Genomic DNA, 19,138 nt, shown 5'->3' with positions numbered 1-19,138 from the left:
CTAGTTACCGCATTGTGCTCGGTGCATCATTAAATGATCTAGCAGAATACATGCAAGCATAGCTTCTCCAATTGGAACGGCACGAATTCCAACACAAGGATCATGTCTACCACGAACAGAAATTTTAGTATTTTTTCCTTTAGTATCAATAGTGTCACGAGTGTTTAAAATTGAAGATGTTGGTTTAACTGCAAATGATGCAATAATTTCTTGTCCCGTAGAAATTCCACCTAAAATTCCACCTGCATTATTAGATAAGAATTTTGCTTTTCCGCTTTTAGATCTTATTTCATCAGAATTAGTTTCGCCTGTTAAGCTTGCAGCATTCATACCAGCACCAATGTTCACCCCTTTAACTGCATTGATACTCATAAGTCCTGCAGCAATATCTTGATCAAGCTTTGAATAAATAGGAGCACCCAGTCCAACTGGAACTCCTTTAGCTCTAAGTTCAATAACAGCACCACATGAACTTCCAGCTTTTCTAATATCTAACAAGTATTGCTCCCACACAGGCACAGTTTCTTTATCAGGACAAAAGAAAGGATTTTTTCTAATTTCTTTATCATTCCAAAGATTATGATCAATCATCAATGGACCTATTTGCGTAACCCCACCAATGATGGAGAATTTTTTTCCAACCAATTTATTTAAAACAACTTTAGCAATGGCACCTGCTGCAACTCGAGAAGCAGTTTCTCTAGCAGATTGCCTCCCGCCACCTCTAAAGTCACGGTTTCCGTACTTCATAAAGTAAGTAAAATCAGCGTGTCCTGGTCTAAATTTATCTTTAATACTTTCATAATCTCTAGACTTAGTATCCTCATTAAAGATGATCATTGAAATAGGAGTTCCAGTAGTTTTTCCTTGAAACACTCCAGATAATATTTGCACCTGATCTTTCTCTTTTCTTTGAGTTACGAATTTTGACTGACCAGGTCTTCTTTTGTTTAATTCGATTTGAATGTCTTTTTCAGAAATGGCAATATTTGGAGGACAACCATCAACTACACAACCGATTGCTGGACCATGGGATTCTCCCCATGTAGTAAATCTAAATAGCTTTCCAAAAGTATTAAATGACATTAAATATATTTTATAGGGTATTTTTAGTTATTTATGAATCAAAAAAAATATAAAACAAACAAACTTGGACTGAATACGTGTTTTCTTGATAAGAAAAATCCATTTGAGCTATTCAAGGCATGGATGACTAAAGCAAAAAAAACAGAAATTAATGATCCAAATGCTCTAGCGCTTGCAACAGTGAATCGTAACAAACAACCATCTGTTCGTATGGTTCTTTTAAAGGGATTAACAAATGCAGAGTTTATTTTTTATACAAATTTAAAAAGTAAAAAAAGCAGCGAATTAAAAAGCAATCCAAAAGCTTCTATGTGCTTTCATTGGAAAAGTATAAGAAGACAAATAAGAGTTGATGGAACTATTAAAAAAGTTTCAAATAAAGCTGCTGACCAATATTTTAATACAAGACCTTATGGGAGTAGAATTGGCGCATGGGCATCGATACAATCAACTCCTATGGAATCTAAGTTAGATTTAATTAAAAGAATTGAAGAATATAAAAAAAAGTTTCCAATTCATAAAAAAGTTCCAAGACCCTCCCATTGGTCTGGTTGGGCTCTAAAAGCAAATGAAGTTGAATTTTGGTTAGACGGCAATAATAGAATTCATGAAAGACTTAGATATAAAAAATCTGGGTCTAGATGGATAAAAGAAATTTTATATCCTTAAATTTTTATAGATAAATGCAAAACATACTAGATCCTGCAATTTTATTTTTTATCTTTGGAGTTTTTGCAGGCGCTGTTAAATCTAATTTAGAAATCCCTCCAGCAATTACAAAATTTTTATCATTATATCTTTTAATGGCCCTAGGTTTAAAAGGTGGATTTGCTTTACAAAAATCAGGATTAACAATTGATATAGCAAAAACTTTATCTATTGCTGTTATGCTTGCAATTGTAATTCCCATTCTTGGATATTATTTTCTAAAAAAAAAATTAAATAGTTATGACTCAGCAGCAATTGCAGCAACGTATGGTTCAGTAAGCGCTGTTACTTTCATTACTGCCAGTCAATTTTTAGATCAAAACCAAATTACTTATGGAGGACATATGGCAGCAGCAATGGCGCTAATGGAATCTCCCGCAATTATTCTTGCTGTTATTTTAGCAAGTGCTGCAAAATCTAATAAAAAACAAAACTCCCTAAGTTTGCTGCACAAATCTTTTACTGATGGAGCACAATTACTTTTAATCGGAGCAATGATCGTAGGTCTTTTTGCTGGTGCCACAGGAGAGAGAATTATGGCACCTTTCTCAATTGATTTATTTAAGGGGATGCTTGCATTCTTTTTATTAGATATGGGATTGATGGTTGCTAAAAATTTTAAACAAGTTTTAAACAAACCTATTTATGTTTTGGTCTATGGAGTATTTGCACCGCCTATCCATGCTTTATTAGCTTTATTAATATGCAAGATTGCTGGTGTTGATTTAGGCGAGACAATTCTTTTAATGATTTTATCTGCTAGCGCTTCGTACATTGCGGTACCAGCAGCATTAAAATATGCATTACCACAGGCAAATCCATCACTTTATTTTGGAATGTCACTAGGATTAACATTTCCAATAAATATTATAATTGGAATTCCACTTTACACTTATATTGCTAAATTATTTTTTTAGAAGATAAAATTTTAAGATTATTTAACTCGGATATAAATTTTATCAAAACCTTTATTTAAATTTTTAAATATTCCGGATTTTTTGGCTCTCATTAAAAGTTCTTCGTTAATTCCACCTTTGGTTTGAAATTCTTTAACCATTTTATCTATTGAATAATTAGAATTTTTTAAAAGCTCATTATTTAACGCTCTAAATAAATAATTTATATATTCTTTTGATTTATTTTGATTAATTCCATTTTTTACAAACCATTTATGAGCGGTATTAAATATCTCAAGATATGTTGCCATAAACGAAGTCATTACCCACAACTTTTTATTTTCCTTTTCATTGCTTGTAGAAATAACTTTTCCAAGTTTATTAAAAAATTTTTCAATGGTTTTATTCTTTGGGTATACAATAATAGGTCCAAGATTATATTTAATCATCGGAAGAGGAGCTATTTTAAATATTTGTTTAGCAGGGAATATTATTTTTTTAAGTTCTTGGTTATGAATTGTAGACATAAAGTTCAAAACTATGTGATTTTTTTTAAACTTTAATTTTTTTAATATCTGCTTTCCAACATTTGGAGTGATAGAAAGCACAACCCAATTAGATTTATCTAATACATCTTGATTAGATTTTGCAATTTTGATTTTTTTAAATTTATTTCTTAAAGAGTTAGTATTTTGTCTGTTTTTTGGAGAAAGAATAATCTCTTTAATGTTTATTTTTGTATTAAAAATTCCCTCAATAACTGAAGTTGCTATCTTTCCAACACCAATAAAACCTAATTTCATATTTTTAAAAACTTGTTTAAATTAGATATACTACTCTTAGGTGTAATTATATGATTAGTAAAACTTTTGTTTTCCACAGCATTATATTTATTACTATGATTCAAATTGACTTTTAACATCGCTTAAAGGAATATTGGATTCGTAGGGAAGAGACCTCTCGTAGGCACCGAAGGAGCAACAGCCCAGGAAACTCTCAGGTAAAAGGACCTTACAATTATATAACTCTGGAAAGAAAGTTTGAAACTTCACCGACGGAGCAACACTCTCAGGTAAACATACAGATGGGCCGCTTAAATTAGGAGTTATATAATATTTATGAGTGCGGCTAATACAGAATTAAAACAAACTGGTAAAACTTCGCTATACGAATTTCATAAAAATTCTGGCGCTAAACTTGTAAATTTTGCAGGTTATGAAATGCCCATTCAATATCAAGATGGGATTATTCAAGAGCATACACATACAAGAAATTCTATAGGAATTTTTGACGTTTCGCACATGGGTCAATTAAAGATAGAGTGTAGCAGCAGTATTTTTCCTTATCTTGAAAAAATAATTCCATTAGACTTTTCTGCAATTGAAAATAATCAATCTAAATATTCATTTCTACTAAATGAAAAAGGTGGAATCGAAGATGATTTAATTGTAACCAAGGTTGATACAGGAATTAAGATTGTACTGAATGCAGCATGCAAAGATAATGACGCGAAAATTATTAAAGATTCAATAGGCGAGGGCTTTACTGCCGTTCTAAGAGATGATTTATCGTTAATTGCAATTCAAGGACCCAAAGCAGTAGATGCTATGGAAAAAATTTTTAAAGATATTTCAAAACTTAATTTTATGTACGGAAATTATTTTGAATATAATAAGAAAAAAATTTTTATAACAAGATCAGGGTATACAGGCGAGGATGGTTTTGAAGTTTCTATAAAAAATGAAGATGTTCAAGAATTAACACAAGATATTATGAGAGTGTCTGATGCTAAACTAATAGGACTTGGTGCAAGAGACTCATTAAGATTGGAGGCCGGACTTTGTTTATATGGTCATGATATTGATACCAAAACTACCCCGGTTGAAGGTGCTTTGTCTTGGGCAATTCCTAAAACAAAAAAAGAAAAAGGTGGATTTTTAGGAGACAAAATAATTTTAGATCAAATTAAAAACAAACCTAAAAAAATTAGGGTTGGAATAAAACCAGAAGGTAAAATTATTGCAAGAGAAGGAACAAAAATTTTCTCAAACGATCAAAAAGAAATAGGACATGTGACTAGCGGAGGTTTCGGCCCAAGCGTGAACGGACCGATTGCTATGGGATATGTTGATTATGATCAATCAAAAGAGGGCACAAAAGTAATCTTGAAAGTTAGAGAAAATATGGTGCAAGGAGTTATTAGCAAACTTCCTTTTTATAAAAAAAGTTACGTAAAAAATTGAATATGACTGAAAAAAAATACTCAAAGAAGCATGAATGGCTAGAAGTGAATGGTAGCGTTGCAACAGTTGGAATTACTGCGCATGCAGTTTCTCAGTTAGGAGATATTGTATTTGCAGAAGTTCCTGCTGCAGGAAAATCTTTTAAAAAAGACGATCCAGCTGCAGTTGTTGAATCTGTAAAAGCCGCAAGTGATGTTTACTCGCCACTTACAGGAGATATCAAAGAGTCTAATCAGGCAATAGTTACAGATCCATCACTTGTAAATAAAGATCCAGAAAGTTCAGGTTGGTTTTTTAAAATTACAATAAAAGATCAGAATGAACTTAAAGATCTAATGAACAAGAGTGATTATGAAAAATATGCAACAGAAAACCCAAATTAATGAAAGATCTAACTAATTCCAAAGAATTTATAGGACGCCATATAGGTCCATCAGATGAGCATATAAAGACTATGCTTTCTTATTTAAATGTAAAATCATTAGATGAGCTGATTAAAAAAATTGTCCCAGACAGAATTTTAGAAAAAGAAGAATTAAAATTAGATGAGGCTATTTCAGAAGATAAAGCTCTTAAATTGTTAAAGCAGATTGTTCAAAAGAATAAAATTTATAAAAATTATCTAGGAGCAGGTTATTATGGAACCATCACTCCAAATGTTATTTTAAGAAACATTTTAGAGAACCCAGGCTGGTATACTGCTTATACACCTTATCAGCCAGAAGTTGCTCAAGGAAGATTAGAAATGTTATTAAATTTTCAGCAAATGATTATTGATCTTACAAAAATGGATATTGCAAATGCATCCTTACTTGATGAAGGGACCGCGGCAGCTGAAGCCGTAGGTTTATGTCAAAGAATTAATCCTGATAATTTAAATAAAATTTTTATTTCTAACAAATGTAATATCCAAACAATTGATGTTGTTAAAACTAGAGCTGAACCGTTTGGTCTTGAAATTATTGTAGGAGACAATGATGAGGATCTTACAAAACTAGATAATTTGTTATGCGCAATTGTTCAGTATCCAGATTCTCTTGGCAGTATTTATAACTTAAAAGAAATTATTGATATTATTCATAATAAAAAAGGTAAAGCCATTGTTGTAACTGATTTACTTGCCTTAACATTAATTAAGCCGCCAGGAGAAATGGGTGCTGATATTGTAGTTGGAAATTCACAAAGATTTGGTGTGCCTATGGGTTACGGCGGACCTCATGCAGCTTTTTTTGCAACAAAAGATGAATTTAAAAGAGCAATGCCAGGAAGGATTATTGGCGTATCGGTTGATAGAAAAAATAAACAAGCTTTGAGAATGGCTCTGCAAACTCGTGAGCAACATATAAGAAGAGAAAAAGCAACAAGCAATATTTGCACCGCTCAAGCTTTACTTTCTATTATGGCCGTAGCTTATGGAATTTATCATGGACCGGAAGGTATTAAAAAAATAGCGGAACGTACTGCTGGAATTGCAAATTTATTTGCAGAAGTAATACAAAAAAATAATTTTAAAATAGTTTCTCAAAATTATTTTGATACCGTAACTATATTTACAGGAGATGAAACAGGGGAATTTTATAAAAAAGCTTTAGCTAAAAAAATTAATATTAGAAAATTAAAAGATTTAATAAGTATTTCATTTGATGAAACTTCAGAAATTAGTGATCTAAAGGATTTATTTGAAGTATTTGGGATTAATGAAAAAATATCTAACGAGACTAAAATTGATCAGATTTCAAAAGATTTTTTAAGAACATCAAAATATTTAACACACGAAGTGTTCAATTCTTACCATTCTGAAACTGAAATGCTTCGTTACTTAAAGCGTCTAGAAGATAAGGATATCGCATTAAATAGATCAATGATTGCTTTAGGTTCTTGCACTATGAAATTAAACGCAGTTGCAGAGATGATTCCAGTAACTTGGCCTGAATTTGGAGCGCTTCACCCATTCGCTCCAGTAGATCAGGCGGAAGGTTATCATTTTATGTTTAATGATTTATCAAAAATGCTTTCTGAAATTACAGGTTTTAGCGGGATTTCCCTTCAACCTAATGCAGGCGCTCAAGGAGAATATGCAGGTTTAATGGTTATTAGAAAATATCATTTATCTAGAGGTGAAAAAAATAGAAATGTTTGTCTTATTCCAAGCTCAGCTCACGGTACAAATCCAGCAAGCGCGCAAATGGCTGGAATGAAAGTTGTGGTTATTAATTGCGATAAAGATGGCAATGTTGATTTTGAAGATCTTAAAAAGAAAGCGGCTGAACACTCAAAAGATTTAGCGGCTTTAATGGTAACATACCCATCAACTCATGGAGTGTTCGAAGAACAAATTACTGATATTTGCAAAATTATTCATGACAACGGCGGAAAGGTTTACATGGATGGAGCAAATCTAAATGCACTTGTTGGAATTGCTAAGCCTGGAAAATTTGGACCTGATGTTTGCCATATGAACTTGCACAAAACATTTTGCATTCCTCATGGCGGAGGAGGACCAGGAATGGGTCCTATAGGAGTTAGTAAGCATTTAGAGAAATTTTTACCAAACCATCAGGTTATAAAACAAAATTCAGGACCAAGCACAGGTATGGGCGCAGTGTCAGCTGCTCCATGGGGAAGCGCTAGTATTCTTCCAATCTCATGGATGTATATAAAAATGATGGGGGCAGAAGGCCTTAAAAAAGCAACGCAAGTTGCAATATTAAGTGCAAACTATATGTCAAAAAAATTAGCAGAACAATTTAGCACTTTGTACAAAGGTAAAAATGGTTTTGTTGCTCATGAGTGTATTATTGATTTAAGACCTATTAAGACAGAGACAGGAGTAAGCGAAGAAGATATTGCGAAAAGATTAATTGATTATGGTTTTCATGCACCAACTATGTCTTGGCCAGTTGCTGGAACTTTGATGGTTGAGCCTACAGAGAGTGAGAGCTTAAATGAATTAAATAGATTTTGTGAAGCATTAATTAATATTAAAAAAGAAATTAACATGGTTAAAAATAAATTATTTGATACGAACGACAATCCACTTAAAAATGCCCCACATACATTCCTTGAACTTTCAGCAGATGTTTGGGAGCACAAGTATACAAGGGAACAAGCGGCATTTCCGCTACAGTATTTAAAAGCTAATAAATACTGGTCCCCAGTTTCAAGAGTAGATAATGTTTATGGAGATAGAAATCTTGTTTGTAGTTGTCCAAGTTTAGAGAGTTATAGAGAGGAAGCTGCCTAGTTGAAGCTGGAATTGCTTTATAATCCTGGCAATGTGCTTTGCGATTTTCTCAAAATAAAAGATGATCATAAATTTATTTTAAGAGTTTTTGTAAATTTAACTTATTACGGACATATATTAGCAGCGATTTCATTATTTTACGTTAAGGCAACTAGTTAATAATGAAAAAAAATAAATCAGAATCTAAAGGTTATCTAAGTTTATTTACAATTGTTGTAGCTACTTTTTTAATAACTTTTCCAGCAGGATTTGTAACAAGAGCAGCATTAGATCCTTGGTATTATAATTTAGTAAAACCAGCATTTAATCCTCCCAATTGGATTTTTGGACCAGTGTGGACACTACTTTATATAATGATGTCAGTTGCAGCTTGGCTTGCTTATAAAAAAAGCAAACATTCAAATAAAATTTTAACAGTATATTTTGTTCACTTATTAATTAACGCAAGTTGGAGTTATGTATTTTTTTATTATAAGCAAATTTTTCTTGCGAGCTTTATAATCTCAATCATTATTTTTTTTATTTTATATTTGATGGTTTTGTATTCTAAGTACAGCAAGCCTTCCGTTTTATTAATGCTTCCTTATTTTGCCTGGTCGACGTTTGCTCTATATTTAAATAGCACAATTTATATTCTTAATTCGACCTATTAATTAAATAAAAAGATAGCTCTTGAAGTTTTTTTTTAATATCAGAATCTTTAAATATATTTAAAGAGTCGGATGATACATTTGAAAAATGCTCCGCTCTTTTTTTGCAAATTGTAATCACATCATATTTTTGCATTAATAACAAAACTTTACTTAACTCTTCCGCAGTTCTTATTTCTTGAGTAAAATATTTTTTTATTTGTTCTCTTTCAGTTTCATTTGATTTTTGGAATAAGATAATTATTGGTAAGGTAATTTTGCCTTCATAAAAATCATTACCAATATCTTTCCCAAATACTTTAGTAGAATTGTAGTCTAAAATATCATCACTGATTTGAAATACGATACCAAGATTAACTCCATATGATTGTAATGCTTTTTTTTCATTATCAGATTTATTTGCAAGACAACCACCCACTTTCATTGCTGCTCCAAATAATGAAGCTGTTTTTTGAGTCACGATATTCAAATAAACTTGTTCAGTGATATCTACTTCGTTTTTATGTTGAAGCTGAAGTACTTCACCTTGCGCAATTTCTGCAGATACATTTGATAACAGTTTTAAAATTTCTAAAGAACCAACATCAACCATAATTTCAAAACATCTACTCAAGAAATAATCACCAACTAAAATAGAAGGTTGATTTCCCCAAATAATATTTGAAGTTTTTTTACCTCTTCTTACTGAGCTGTTATCGATAACGTCGTCATGTAGTAAAGTTGCGCTATGAATAAGCTCAACACAAGCAGCTAAATGAATATTGTGTTCACTCTTGTATTCAGTAATTTTAGAGCTTGCTAAAGTCAGTATAGATCTTAATCTTTTTCCTCCAGAACCTAATTGATATAGTGTCATTTTCCCAATTAGATCTACCTCGCTTGATAATTTTAATTTAGTAAATTCTTCAACTTTATCTAAATCATTATTAAATATTTCCTTAAGAGAATCGTAAGGAGTTTTTTTCTGAAATTTTTCTAGTTGTACGATATTATTTTTCACGAGGCGTTTGTAGCATTAATAAATATAAAGTATTATTAAATTTTTACTCTGGAATACTGATAATAAACGTTTAAAAGATATGAAATAAATATGTTTTCTTTTTTTAAATCAAAACCAACAGTTTCTCTAATCAGATTAAATGGAGTTATAGGCAATGTAGGCAGATTTAGCCAAGGCATGAGCTATGCTAGTCAAAGCGATATTATTAAAAAAGCCTTTGCTTTAAAGAATATTAAAGCAGTAGTGATTTCTATTAATTCACCAGGAGGATCGCCAGTTCAGTCCAATCTTTTATATGATCTTATTCGATCCGAAGCTGATGATAAAAAAGTAAAAGTAATTACCTATGCCGAAGATGTGGCGGCTTCAGGTGGATATATGCTGATGTGCGCAGGAGATGAAATTTATGCAAACGCTAATTCTATTGTTGGATCTATTGGAGTAATTTATTCGGCATTTGGATTTCAAGAGTTAATAAAAAAAATTGGTGTGCAAAGAAGAGTGCATACTGCAGGTGAAAGTAAAAGTATTTTAGATCCATTTTTAGAAGAAAAAAAAGAAGATGTAGAAAAGTTAAAATCTTTGCAAAAAGATTTGCATGATGAATTTATTAATTTAGTTAAGAAAAGCAGAAAAGATAAATTAAAATCTGAGAATCATTCAATGTTGTTCTCAGGTGAGTTTTGGTCTGGAAAAAAATCATTACAACTTGGTTTAATTGATGGAGTTGGAACTTTACAAGAAATTTTAAAAGAAAAATTCGGCAAAGATCTTAAAGTTAAAAAATTTGAAGCAGCGCAAAGTTGGTTAAAAAGAAAACTTTCCTCACAATTACCAGGATCGTATTCAGAAGTTATAAATGAACTGGAAGTAAGATCGATCTGGAACAAATATGGCTTATAAAAATGGCTGCTAAAAAGACATTAAATAAAAAAAAAGTTATAACAAAAAAAAAAGTTGTAACTAAAAATAAATCTAAACCACAAGATTTGTCTTTTCAGGAAGTTATATTTAAATTACAAAAATTTTGGTCTGATTATGGTTGTGTTGTGATGCAGCCTTACGATATGGAGGTTGGGGCCGGCACTTTTCATCCTGCAACAACATTAAGATCTTTAGGACCTAAACCTTGGAAAGCAGCTTATGTTCAGCCTTCAAGAAGACCAACAGATGGTCGTTATGGAGACAATCCAAATAGACTTCAACATTATTATCAATTTCAAGTTTTAATCAAACCATCACCGGAGAATGTTCAGAGTCTTTATCTTAGAAGCTTAAGTGCACTTGGAATAAATTATAAAGAGCATGATATTCGTTTTGTAGAAGATGATTGGGAAAGTCCAACATTAGGAGCTTCAGGACTGGGATGGGAAGTCTGGTGTGATGGAATGGAGATTACTCAATTTACTTACTTTCAACAAATGGCAGGTTTTGAATGTAAACCAGTCTCAGCCGAAATTACTTATGGCCTTGAGAGAATTACAATGTTCATTCAAGGAGTAGATAGTGTATTTGACATCAGATGGAATAATGAAGGAGTTAAATATGGAGATGTTTATAAACGTAATGAAAAAGAATTTTCAGCATACAATTTTGAATTTGCAAACACAGACAATCTTCTAAAATCATTTGCGATGGCAGAAGGTGAATGTCAGAATTTATTATCTAAAAATTTAGCTCTGCCTGCTTATGATCAGTGTTTAAAAGCCAGCCATATCTTTAATACTTTAGACGCAAGAGGAGTTATATCAGTTACGGAAAGAGCTGGATTTATTAACAAAATTAGAACTCTTGTTAAGGGTACAGCGGAAGTTTGGTTAAAGAACTCTGACTAATGTCTGACTTATTATTAGAATTATATTCTGAAGAAATACCACCTACATTACAAGAAGATGCCAAGAATAATATCACTGAAAATTTTACTTCGTTTTTCGAAAAGTATGATTTTAAAAAAGTTGTAAGCGAAATTTATTCAACACCAAAAAGATTAATTTTTTATTATAGTAATTTACCAGCAAATATTAAAACTGAAGCCAAAGTTTTAAGAGGTCCAAAAGTTGGAGCACCAGAACAGGCTATACAAGGATTTATTAAATCAAATAATTTAGATCCAAAAGATATTTACGAAGAAGAAACAGACAAGGGAAAGTTTATATTTGCAAAAACGCAAAAAAGAGAAATACCAGTTGTTGAGGAAATTAAGAAAAATATTCCCCATTTTTTAAATGGTCTACAATGGAGAAAAAAAATGCGTTGGGGCAGTCATGATCTTTCTTGGGGCAGGCCTTTAAAATCAATTTTATGTTTATTTGATAAGCAAACTATTCCATTTAATTTTTTTCATTTAACATCAACAAATATAACTTATGTGGATGGTCCATTAGAAGATAAGGCCGTTGTTGTTAAAGATTATAGTCATTTTAAAAAAATATTAACTGATAAAAGAATTACCTTTGATAACGCAGAAAGAGAAAAATTAATTACTAAAAATATTCAATCATTTCTTAAAAAGAATGATTGTGAATTAGAAATTAATAATAAACTACTAAAACAAGTTATTAATCTTGTAGAAGATCCAATTGTTCTAAAAGGATCATTTTTAAAAGATTTTTTAAAATTACCAGAAGAACTTCTTATTTTAACAATGCAGTATCATCAAAGATATTTTCCAATGCGCTCTACTAATAATCATAAATTAATAAATAATTTTATTGTTGTTGCAAATAAAGAAGATATTAAAAATAAAATAATAAAAGGAAATGAGAGAGTCCTTACTGCTCGTTTGTCAGATGCAAAATTTTTCTGGGAAAAAAATAAAGGCCAAAATTTAGTAAAACAAGTAAGTAAACTTAAAGGAATTACTTTTTATCAAAGCCTAGGCTCACTTCATGACAAAACACAAAGAATAAGAGTTTTGGCATCTTTCATTGCAGATATTGTTAATTGTAAAAAAGATGATGCTGAAATAGCAGCTTCAATTTGCAAAGCAGATTTAGTTTCAGATTTAGTCGGAGAATATCCAGAGCTTCAGGGAGTTCTTGGAAAGTATTTTGCAGTAGAGCAAGGTTTTAGTTTAGAAATTGCAAATGCAATCTCTGATCATTATTTACCAGTTGGACCAGAAGATAGAGTACCAAAAGAAAAAATTTCTATTGCCGTTGCGCTTGCTGATAAGATTGACAATTTAGTTGGTTTCTTCGGTATCAATGAAAAACCAACAAGTTCAAAAGATCCTTACGCATTAAGAAGATCAGCCCTTGGTATTCTTAGAATAGTAATAGAAAATAGAATTTCTATCTCATTAAAAGAATTAATTAATAACTCGAAAAACTCATATCTTACACAAAGAGTGAACATGCAAAACCTTAAGTTTACTGAGGAAATTTTAGCTTTTGTGTCAGACCGATTTAAAAACTTACTTAAGGATCAAAAAATTAGACCTGATGTTATTGAATCTGTTTTATTCAACAGTAGATCCGATGATTATTATTCTTTGTTTACTAAAATTAAAAATTTAAACAAAGTAGTTAAAAGTGAAGACGGACAAAATGTTATTGCAGTTTATAAAAGATGTACAAATATTTTAGAGCAATCAAAAAAAGATCTTAAACAAGAATTATTTGGAGATCCCGAGACTGTTTTATTTAAACATAATGAAGAGAATTTTTTATTAGAAAAAATAAATGAAATTAGAGAGCATTATACAACTCCTGCACGATTAAGAACTGTAGAGCAGACGATGGGTTTGTTAGCTGGGACAAAAGGTTTTGTTGATAAGTTTTTTGATAATGTAAAAGTTAATGATGAAAATGAACAGATCAAAAAGAACAGACTAGAGTTATTATTCCTATTATGTAAAACTTTTGATAGTTTTGCTGACTTTTCAAAATTTGAGGTTTAGAAAAAATGCCAAAGTGGGTTTATCAGTTTAATAATTCAAACTGCGAAGGAACTGTATCGCAAAAACCTCTTCTAGGAGGAAAAGGAGCAAATCTTGCGGAGATGGGTAAATTAGGACTGCCTGTTCCTCCGGGATTTACAATTACAACAGAAGTTTGCACTGAGTTTTATAAAAATAATCAAAAATATCCAGACGATCTAAAAATTCAAGTAGAGGATGCCGTAAGAAATATTGAAAAAATTTTAGGAAAAAATTTCGGTGACGTTAATAATCCTTTATTAGTATCAGTCAGATCAGGCGCAAGAGTTTCGATGCCTGGAATGATGGATACTGTTTTAAATTTAGGACTGAATGACAAAACAGTTTTAGGATTAATTAAAAAAACTAATAACGAAACATTTGCTTATGATAGCTACAGACGCTTTATTCAAATGTATAGCAACGTTGTTCTTGAAGTAGATCATCATAATTTTGAGGATTTGCTTGATAATTATAAGTTAACAAAAGGCGTATTATCAGACACAGAACTTAAAGCCGAAGATTGGAAAACAATTGTTGGTAATTATAAAGACATTGTAAAAAAAAATACAAAAAAAGATTTTCCTCAAGACTCCCATGAACAATTATGGGGAGCGATAAGCGCTGTATTTCAATCTTGGCAAAATCAAAGAGCAAAAACATACAGGAGATTAAATAATATTCCTGAGGAGTGGGGCACAGCAGTCAATATTCAATCCATGGTGTTTGGTAATATGGGTAACGATTGTGCAACGGGTGTTGCATTTACAAGAAACCCATCCACAGGAGAAAATAGTTTTTATGGAGAATACTTAATTAATGCTCAAGGTGAAGATGTTGTTGCAGGAATACGGACACCAAGAAATATTACTAAAAAAGCAAGAATGGAGTCATCTTCTGAGGATTTGTCATTAGAAGAAACAATGCCTGAAGCATTTGCAGAACTTACAAAAATTTATAAAAAATTAGAAATTCACTATCGTGATATGCAAGATATTGAATTTACTATTGAGAATAAGAAGCTTTGGATGTTACAGACAAGATCTGGAAAAAGAACTGCAAAAGCTTCAATTAAGATTGCAGTAGATATGGTTAGTGAAAAATTAATCACAAAAGACGAGGCGTTACTTAGAATTGATCCAAAAATTTTAGACACACTTCTTCATCCAACTTTAGATCCAATAGCTAAAAAAAATGTAATAGCAAAGGGACTTCCAGCATCACCGGGAGCTGCAACAGGAAAGGTTACTTTTAATGCAGATGACGCTGAGCAAATGAAGGCAAATAATCAAAATACTATTTTAGTTCGAGTTGAAACATCACCAGAAGATATTCACGGAATGCACGCTGCTGTTGGAATTTTAACTTGCAGAGGAGGAATGACAAGTCATGCCGCCGTTGTTGCAAGAGGTATGGGGAGACCCTGTGTTTCGGGAGCTGGAAATATAAAAATAGATTATGCGGCCAAGTTTTTCAAAGTAGATAACACTGAAGTTAAAGAGGGGGACATTATAACAATCGATGGCTCAACAGGCGAAGTTATGCTTGGAGAAGTTAAGACAATTAATCCAGACATCTCTGGAGATTTTTCTCAGATGATGAAATGGGCAGATGAAGTTAGAACTTTAAAAATTAGAGCAAACGCTGAAACCCCATTAGATTCTCGAACTGCAAGAGGATTTGGTGCAGAAGGAATTGGACTTTGCAGAACAGAACATATGTTTTTTGATGAAGAAAGAATTTTATATGTAAGACAGATGATCCTTTCAAAAACTAAAGAAGATCGTCTAAGAGCTTTAGATAAAATTTTACCTTTTCAAAGAAAAGATTTTGTAGAAATTTTTACAATTATGAAAGGTCTTCCAGTTACGGTTAGATTACTAGACCCGCCATTACATGAATTTTTACCAAAAACGGAAAAAGAAATTGATATTGTTGCAAAATCTTTAAAAATTCATTCAAGTGAAATTAAAAATAGAATTAATTATTTACATGAAGAAAATCCTATGTTGGGTCATAGAGGTTGTCGTTTAGCAATTTCTTTTCCTGAAATTTATGAAATGCAATGTCGAGCAATTTTTGAAGCGTTATATGAGTTACAAAAACAAAAAGTTGAAGCGGTAATTCCAGAAATTATGATTCCACTTGTTGCAACAGAAAGAGAAATTGAAATTTTAAGAGGATTGGTTGATCGCATTGCGCAAGAAGTTCAAAAAAATAATAATTTTAAAGTAGATTATTTAGTAGGTACTATGATTGAGCTTCCAAGAGCCGCTCTTAATGCAAAAAATATTGCAAAACATGCAGATTTTTTTAGTTTTGGAACAAATGATTTAACACAGACAACACTTGGTATATCTAGAGACGACTCTGGTAAATTTCTAGATGACTATGTTGAAAATAAAATATTTAAAATTGACCCATTTGTAAGTATCGATCAAGATGGAGTGGGTGAGCTTATAAAACTTGCATGTTCACGAGGACTTGAGGCAAAAAAAAATATCAAACTTGGAATTTGTGGTGAGCATGGTGGAGATCCAGATTCTATAGATTTTTGTCATAGAGCCGGATTACATTATGTATCTTGTTCGCCATACAGAGTTCCAATTGCAAGATTGTCTGCTGCACAAGCAAGCATAAGGGCTAAAAAATAAATCGAGTCTTATAAATTTAAGATAAATTCTTAACTAACAGAACTACGCATAGGTTAGTTATGTAGTTTGTTTAAAAATCTTTGATTTACTTGGGTATTTAAAAATCTTTATTAAGAATGAAGGCTTTTCCTTGTCAAAAATACATTTACAGAAAGTCTTAAATTAAATACTTTCGCCGCCAATTAACTTAACAACAAGTAAAACAAATGAAAACTATACTAGCAACAATCGTAAGTATGTTCTTATTCGTATCTTTTGCAAACGCTCAAGCTAAATCTTGCGCTGATTTAATAAAAGGTTACGATGTAGCAGTAAAAACAGCAAAATTAGATGCAGCAGCAACTAAAAAAGCTGGTGATCTAAGAAAAAAAGCTGGTGATGCACTAGCAGCTAAAAAAGAAGCTGATTGCGTTAAATCAATCAACGCCGCTTCTGCTGTTCTAGCTCCGGCTAAGAAGTAAGCATTTTTTTTTAAAGTGCTAACTTTTAGTTAGCACTTTAAAAATCTCCCTCCTCTAAATTCCTCAAAATAATAAAGTATCTCAAACTGAAATACAAAAATCGAAATTATTTTAATTTAATTGATAGTTTATTTTTTAGAATTGATATAAATTTTAGTAATGTTCGACATACCAATTCAATTTATAGCTTCATTTATATTTGCTATTGCAATTGTACACACATTTTCAGTAAAATTTTTTAAGAGTTTAGCCCACAAATATTCCAAACATGAAAAAATATTACATATGCTTGGAGAGGTGGAGATTGTATTTGGTTTTTGGGCAATAATTCTTGTTTTATTTTTTTTTATTTCATCTGGTAAAAATGACGTAGTTAATTATTTAAACAACCAAAGTTATGTTGAGCCATTATTTGTTTTTGTAATTATGGTTATTGCTGCCAGCAAACCAATATTAGATTTTTCTTTAACATGCGTTAAACAGATCTCTAAATTATTGCCCATAAACCATTCTCTTCGACTTTTTTTTGTGACAATGACATTTGTGCCTCTTCTAGGTTCTTTTATTACCGAACCTGCCGCAATGACTTTAGCAGCATTAATTCTTAAAGAGCATTTTTATTCAAAGAATATTTCTAATAAATTTAAATACGGAATTATCGGAACTCTATTTGTAAATGTTAGTATAGGAGGTGCAATGACCCCCTTCGCTGCACCACCCATATTAATGGTTGCCGCTAAATGGAATTGGGATTTAATGTTTATGCTGACCACATTTGGCTGGAGAACTGCTCTTGCTGTCTTTGCTAATAGTTTAATTTTGACAATAATATTTAGAAAAGAGTTAATTAAAATTAAAAATTTAAATATAAAAGAAAATAATACTCCTTTTTTTATTTTATTTATTCATTTAATTTTACTAATTGGCGTTATTTTTTTTGTTCATGATTTAATTATTTTTTTAGGAATTTTTATAATTTTTCTTGGAATAGCTTCTTCTTACGATCGGTTTCAGAATAAACTAATTTTAAAAGAGGCTTTTTTAGTTTCTCTATTTTTAGCTGGCTTAGTAATTTTAGGGGGTCTACAAAAATGGTGGTTACAACCCTTGTTAAATAAACTAAGTCCAGATCAAATTTATTATGCAGCAGTTGCTTTGACTGCAATAACAGACAATGCTGCTCTTACTTACCTTGGCTCTTTAGTCGACGGCCTTTCAGATCAATTTAAGTATGCATTGGCTGCAGGAGCAATAACTGGTGGAGGATTAACGGTTATTGCAAACGCTCCTAATCCAGCAGGTTACTCTATTCTAAGTAAAAATTTTTATGGGAATACTATTAGCCCTTTGTATTTGTTTTTATCTGCTTTGGGACCTACGATTGTTGCAATTATTTGTTATAAAATTATATAAATAGCGGAATAATTTTTCTAAGACTTATTATTATAATAAGACAGCCAACAACTGTTAAAATCATTTTAATACTCATTTTTGAAGTAGCTTTTGCAGCATAAGGAGCTATTAAAAAACCACCAATTATAAGGCCAGCTAATGCTTCCCAGTCTGTAATTTTAACAAAAAATAAAAAAGTAGTTGCTGATGCTAAATTAATAAAAAACTCAGAAGCATTAACAGTTCCAATAATTTTTTTTGGCAACATTTTCCCACCCAACAAACTTGTTGTGACAACAGGACCCCAGCCACCTCCACCAGCGCCATCCACAAACCCACCGGTTACCGCAAGAGGAATAACAGCAGAATTTTTTTGTTTAAATTGTAATTTTATTTTTGAATAGGCTTTTGAAATTAGAAATATTCCCATAAATAATAGATAAATAGATATCACGATTGATAAATACGGAATCTTAACTTTAGTTATTATTAAAGCTCCAAGAATAGAGCCAATGATTCCAGGTATTAGAAGTTTTTTAAATAATTTAGTGTCAACATTCCCAATTTTCCAGTGATTTAATCCAGAGGATCCCGAGACAAAAATTTCAGCTATATGAATGTAAGCAACAGCTTTAACAGGTGAAATTCCATAACCTAATAAAAAAGCTGTGCCTGTTACTCCATAAGCCATTCCCAAGCTACCATCAATTAATGCAGCAATCGATCCAAACAATAAAGCCCAGAAAAATAAATCACCATTAAAAGGTGTCGCATCTATTCCTCGATAATAGGTTAACATTGTTATCGCAGAGATAATTAATAGGCCAAATAAAATTTTAAATACTTTATTGCTCATTATATAAATTTATTATTTTCCAAATAATG

16 protein-coding genes and 1 riboswitch are annotated in these 19,138 nt (G+C 31.4%); of the genes, 12 read left to right on the top strand and 4 right to left on the bottom strand.

Translation table 11 applies throughout. The features are described 5' to 3' along the window. The gene (aroC, locus tag AC8GER_RS03835) at positions 1-1,086 is read right to left on the bottom strand and encodes a chorismate synthase (protein WP_506597551.1); all 1,086 of its coding nucleotides are present in this window, start codon (positions 1,084-1,086) and stop codon (positions 1-3) included. A gap of 33 nt (positions 1,087-1,119) precedes the next feature. Between aroC and pdxH the strand changes: the two genes are divergently transcribed. Both pdxH and AC8GER_RS03825 read left to right on the top strand, forming a co-directional pair. Continuing rightward, the gene (gene pdxH, locus AC8GER_RS03830) at positions 1,120-1,755 is read left to right on the top strand and encodes a pyridoxamine 5'-phosphate oxidase (RefSeq protein ID WP_506597550.1); all 636 of its coding nucleotides are present in this window, start codon (positions 1,120-1,122) and stop codon (positions 1,753-1,755) included. A gap of 14 nt (positions 1,756-1,769) precedes the next feature. Beyond that, complete coding sequence (locus AC8GER_RS03825) at positions 1,770-2,711, top strand: sodium-dependent bicarbonate transport family permease (RefSeq protein WP_506597549.1); 942 nt, start codon at positions 1,770-1,772, stop codon at positions 2,709-2,711. Between the two features lie 17 nt (positions 2,712-2,728). Here AC8GER_RS03825 and AC8GER_RS03820 read toward each other — a convergent pair whose 3' ends face one another. Further along, positions 2,729-3,493 (bottom strand): pyrroline-5-carboxylate reductase, encoded by a 765-nt coding sequence (locus AC8GER_RS03820; protein WP_506597548.1) that lies wholly within the window; start codon positions 3,491-3,493, stop codon positions 2,729-2,731. A 134-nt stretch (positions 3,494-3,627) separates the two neighbouring features. Next, positions 3,628-3,712, top strand: a riboswitch (glycine riboswitch). A 96-nt stretch (positions 3,713-3,808) separates the two neighbouring features. Between AC8GER_RS03820 and gcvT the strand changes: the two genes are divergently transcribed. The 4 genes from gcvT to AC8GER_RS03800 all read left to right on the top strand — a co-directional run bounded on the left by gcvT (position 3,809) and on the right by AC8GER_RS03800 (position 8,830). Then, positions 3,809-4,933, top strand: coding sequence for a glycine cleavage system aminomethyltransferase GcvT (gene gcvT / locus AC8GER_RS03815; protein WP_506597547.1), 1,125 nt, complete (start codon positions 3,809-3,811; stop codon positions 4,931-4,933). A gap of 2 nt (positions 4,934-4,935) precedes the next feature. Next, a complete protein-coding gene (gene gcvH / locus AC8GER_RS03810; protein WP_506597546.1) occupies positions 4,936-5,316 on the top strand; it encodes a glycine cleavage system protein GcvH in 381 nt (126 codons plus the stop codon). Then, positions 5,316-8,177 carry an aminomethyl-transferring glycine dehydrogenase gene (gene gcvP, locus AC8GER_RS03805; protein WP_506597545.1) on the top strand — a complete coding sequence of 954 codons (2,862 nt, stop codon included), beginning with the start codon at positions 5,316-5,318 and terminating at the stop codon, positions 8,175-8,177. The genes gcvH and gcvP overlap by 1 nt, the downstream gene beginning before the upstream one ends. A gap of 161 nt (positions 8,178-8,338) precedes the next feature. After that, positions 8,339-8,830: a TspO/MBR family protein gene (locus AC8GER_RS03800; RefSeq protein WP_506597544.1), complete on the top strand. Its 492-nt coding sequence runs from the start codon at positions 8,339-8,341 to the stop codon at positions 8,828-8,830. Here the strand turns inward: AC8GER_RS03800 and AC8GER_RS03795 are convergent. Beyond that, positions 8,814-9,827 carry a polyprenyl synthetase family protein gene (locus AC8GER_RS03795; RefSeq protein WP_506597543.1) on the bottom strand — a complete coding sequence of 338 codons (1,014 nt, stop codon included), beginning with the start codon at positions 9,825-9,827 and terminating at the stop codon, positions 8,814-8,816. The genes AC8GER_RS03800 and AC8GER_RS03795 overlap by 17 nt on opposite strands. 90 nt (positions 9,828-9,917) lie before the next feature. Here AC8GER_RS03795 and AC8GER_RS03790 point away from each other — a divergent pair, with 90 nt between their 5' ends. From AC8GER_RS03790 to AC8GER_RS03765, 6 genes are all read left to right on the top strand, one after another. Continuing rightward, on the top strand, positions 9,918-10,730 hold the full coding sequence (locus tag AC8GER_RS03790; RefSeq protein WP_506597542.1) for a S49 family peptidase: 813 nt from the start codon (positions 9,918-9,920) through the stop codon (positions 10,728-10,730). A 2-nt stretch (positions 10,731-10,732) separates the two neighbouring features. Beyond that, positions 10,733-11,662 carry a glycine--tRNA ligase subunit alpha gene (locus tag AC8GER_RS03785; RefSeq protein WP_029167071.1) on the top strand — a complete coding sequence of 310 codons (930 nt, stop codon included), beginning with the start codon at positions 10,733-10,735 and terminating at the stop codon, positions 11,660-11,662. Then, entirely contained in the window at positions 11,662-13,728 is a 2,067-nt protein-coding gene (gene glyS, locus AC8GER_RS03780; protein WP_506597541.1) for a glycine--tRNA ligase subunit beta, read from the top strand. The genes AC8GER_RS03785 and glyS overlap by 1 nt, the downstream gene beginning before the upstream one ends. Before the next feature lie 5 nt (positions 13,729-13,733). Continuing rightward, on the top strand, positions 13,734-16,400 hold the full coding sequence (ppdK, locus tag AC8GER_RS03775; RefSeq protein ID WP_506597540.1) for a pyruvate, phosphate dikinase: 2,667 nt from the start codon (positions 13,734-13,736) through the stop codon (positions 16,398-16,400). Between the two features lie 206 nt (positions 16,401-16,606). Next, the gene (locus tag AC8GER_RS03770; protein WP_506597539.1) at positions 16,607-16,861 is read left to right on the top strand and encodes a hypothetical protein; all 255 of its coding nucleotides are present in this window, start codon (positions 16,607-16,609) and stop codon (positions 16,859-16,861) included. Positions 16,862-17,020: 159 nt separating this feature from the next. Continuing rightward, complete coding sequence (locus AC8GER_RS03765; protein ID WP_506597538.1) at positions 17,021-18,274, top strand: putative Na+/H+ antiporter; 1,254 nt, start codon at positions 17,021-17,023, stop codon at positions 18,272-18,274. On the opposite strand, the gene AC8GER_RS03760 is transcribed toward AC8GER_RS03765, so the two are convergent. Beyond that, positions 18,267-19,109 (bottom strand): sulfite exporter TauE/SafE family protein, encoded by an 843-nt coding sequence (locus AC8GER_RS03760; protein WP_506597537.1) that lies wholly within the window; start codon positions 19,107-19,109, stop codon positions 18,267-18,269. The genes AC8GER_RS03765 and AC8GER_RS03760 overlap by 8 nt on opposite strands. Positions 19,110-19,138 lie beyond the last annotated feature (29 nt).

This window comes from Fontibacterium abundans (SeqCode), assembly GCF_965235095.1.
GTDB classification, from domain to species: Bacteria; Pseudomonadota; Alphaproteobacteria; order Pelagibacterales; family Pelagibacteraceae; genus Fontibacterium; species Fontibacterium abundans.
Note: the sequence above shows the minus strand (reverse complement) of the source record. Positions and strands in the feature narration are given on the sequence as shown.

Bases quoted from the DNA above. Each gene is read 5' to 3' on its own strand.
- aroC (WP_506597551.1), bottom strand. From the start codon at position 1,086: ATGTCATTTAATACTTTTGGAAAGCTATTTAGATTTACTACATGGGGA.
- pdxH (WP_506597550.1), top strand. From the start codon at position 1,120: ATGAATCAAAAAAAATATAAAACAAACAAACTTGGACTGAATACGTGT.
- AC8GER_RS03825 (WP_506597549.1), top strand. From the start codon at position 1,770: ATGCAAAACATACTAGATCCTGCAATTTTATTTTTTATCTTTGGAGTT.
- AC8GER_RS03820 (WP_506597548.1), bottom strand. From the start codon at position 3,493: ATGAAATTAGGTTTTATTGGTGTTGGAAAGATAGCAACTTCAGTTATT.
- gcvT (WP_506597547.1), top strand. From the start codon at position 3,809: ATGAGTGCGGCTAATACAGAATTAAAACAAACTGGTAAAACTTCGCTA.
- gcvH (WP_506597546.1), top strand. From the start codon at position 4,936: ATGACTGAAAAAAAATACTCAAAGAAGCATGAATGGCTAGAAGTGAAT.
- gcvP (WP_506597545.1), top strand. From the start codon at position 5,316: ATGAAAGATCTAACTAATTCCAAAGAATTTATAGGACGCCATATAGGT.
- AC8GER_RS03800 (WP_506597544.1), top strand. From the start codon at position 8,339: ATGAAAAAAAATAAATCAGAATCTAAAGGTTATCTAAGTTTATTTACA.
- AC8GER_RS03790 (WP_506597542.1), top strand. From the start codon at position 9,918: ATGTTTTCTTTTTTTAAATCAAAACCAACAGTTTCTCTAATCAGATTA.
- AC8GER_RS03785 (WP_029167071.1), top strand. From the start codon at position 10,733: ATGGCTGCTAAAAAGACATTAAATAAAAAAAAAGTTATAACAAAAAAA.
- glyS (WP_506597541.1), top strand. From the start codon at position 11,662: ATGTCTGACTTATTATTAGAATTATATTCTGAAGAAATACCACCTACA.
- ppdK (WP_506597540.1), top strand. From the start codon at position 13,734: ATGCCAAAGTGGGTTTATCAGTTTAATAATTCAAACTGCGAAGGAACT.
- AC8GER_RS03770 (WP_506597539.1), top strand. From the start codon at position 16,607: ATGAAAACTATACTAGCAACAATCGTAAGTATGTTCTTATTCGTATCT.
- AC8GER_RS03765 (WP_506597538.1), top strand. From the start codon at position 17,021: ATGTTCGACATACCAATTCAATTTATAGCTTCATTTATATTTGCTATT.
- AC8GER_RS03760 (WP_506597537.1), bottom strand. From the start codon at position 19,109: ATGAGCAATAAAGTATTTAAAATTTTATTTGGCCTATTAATTATCTCT.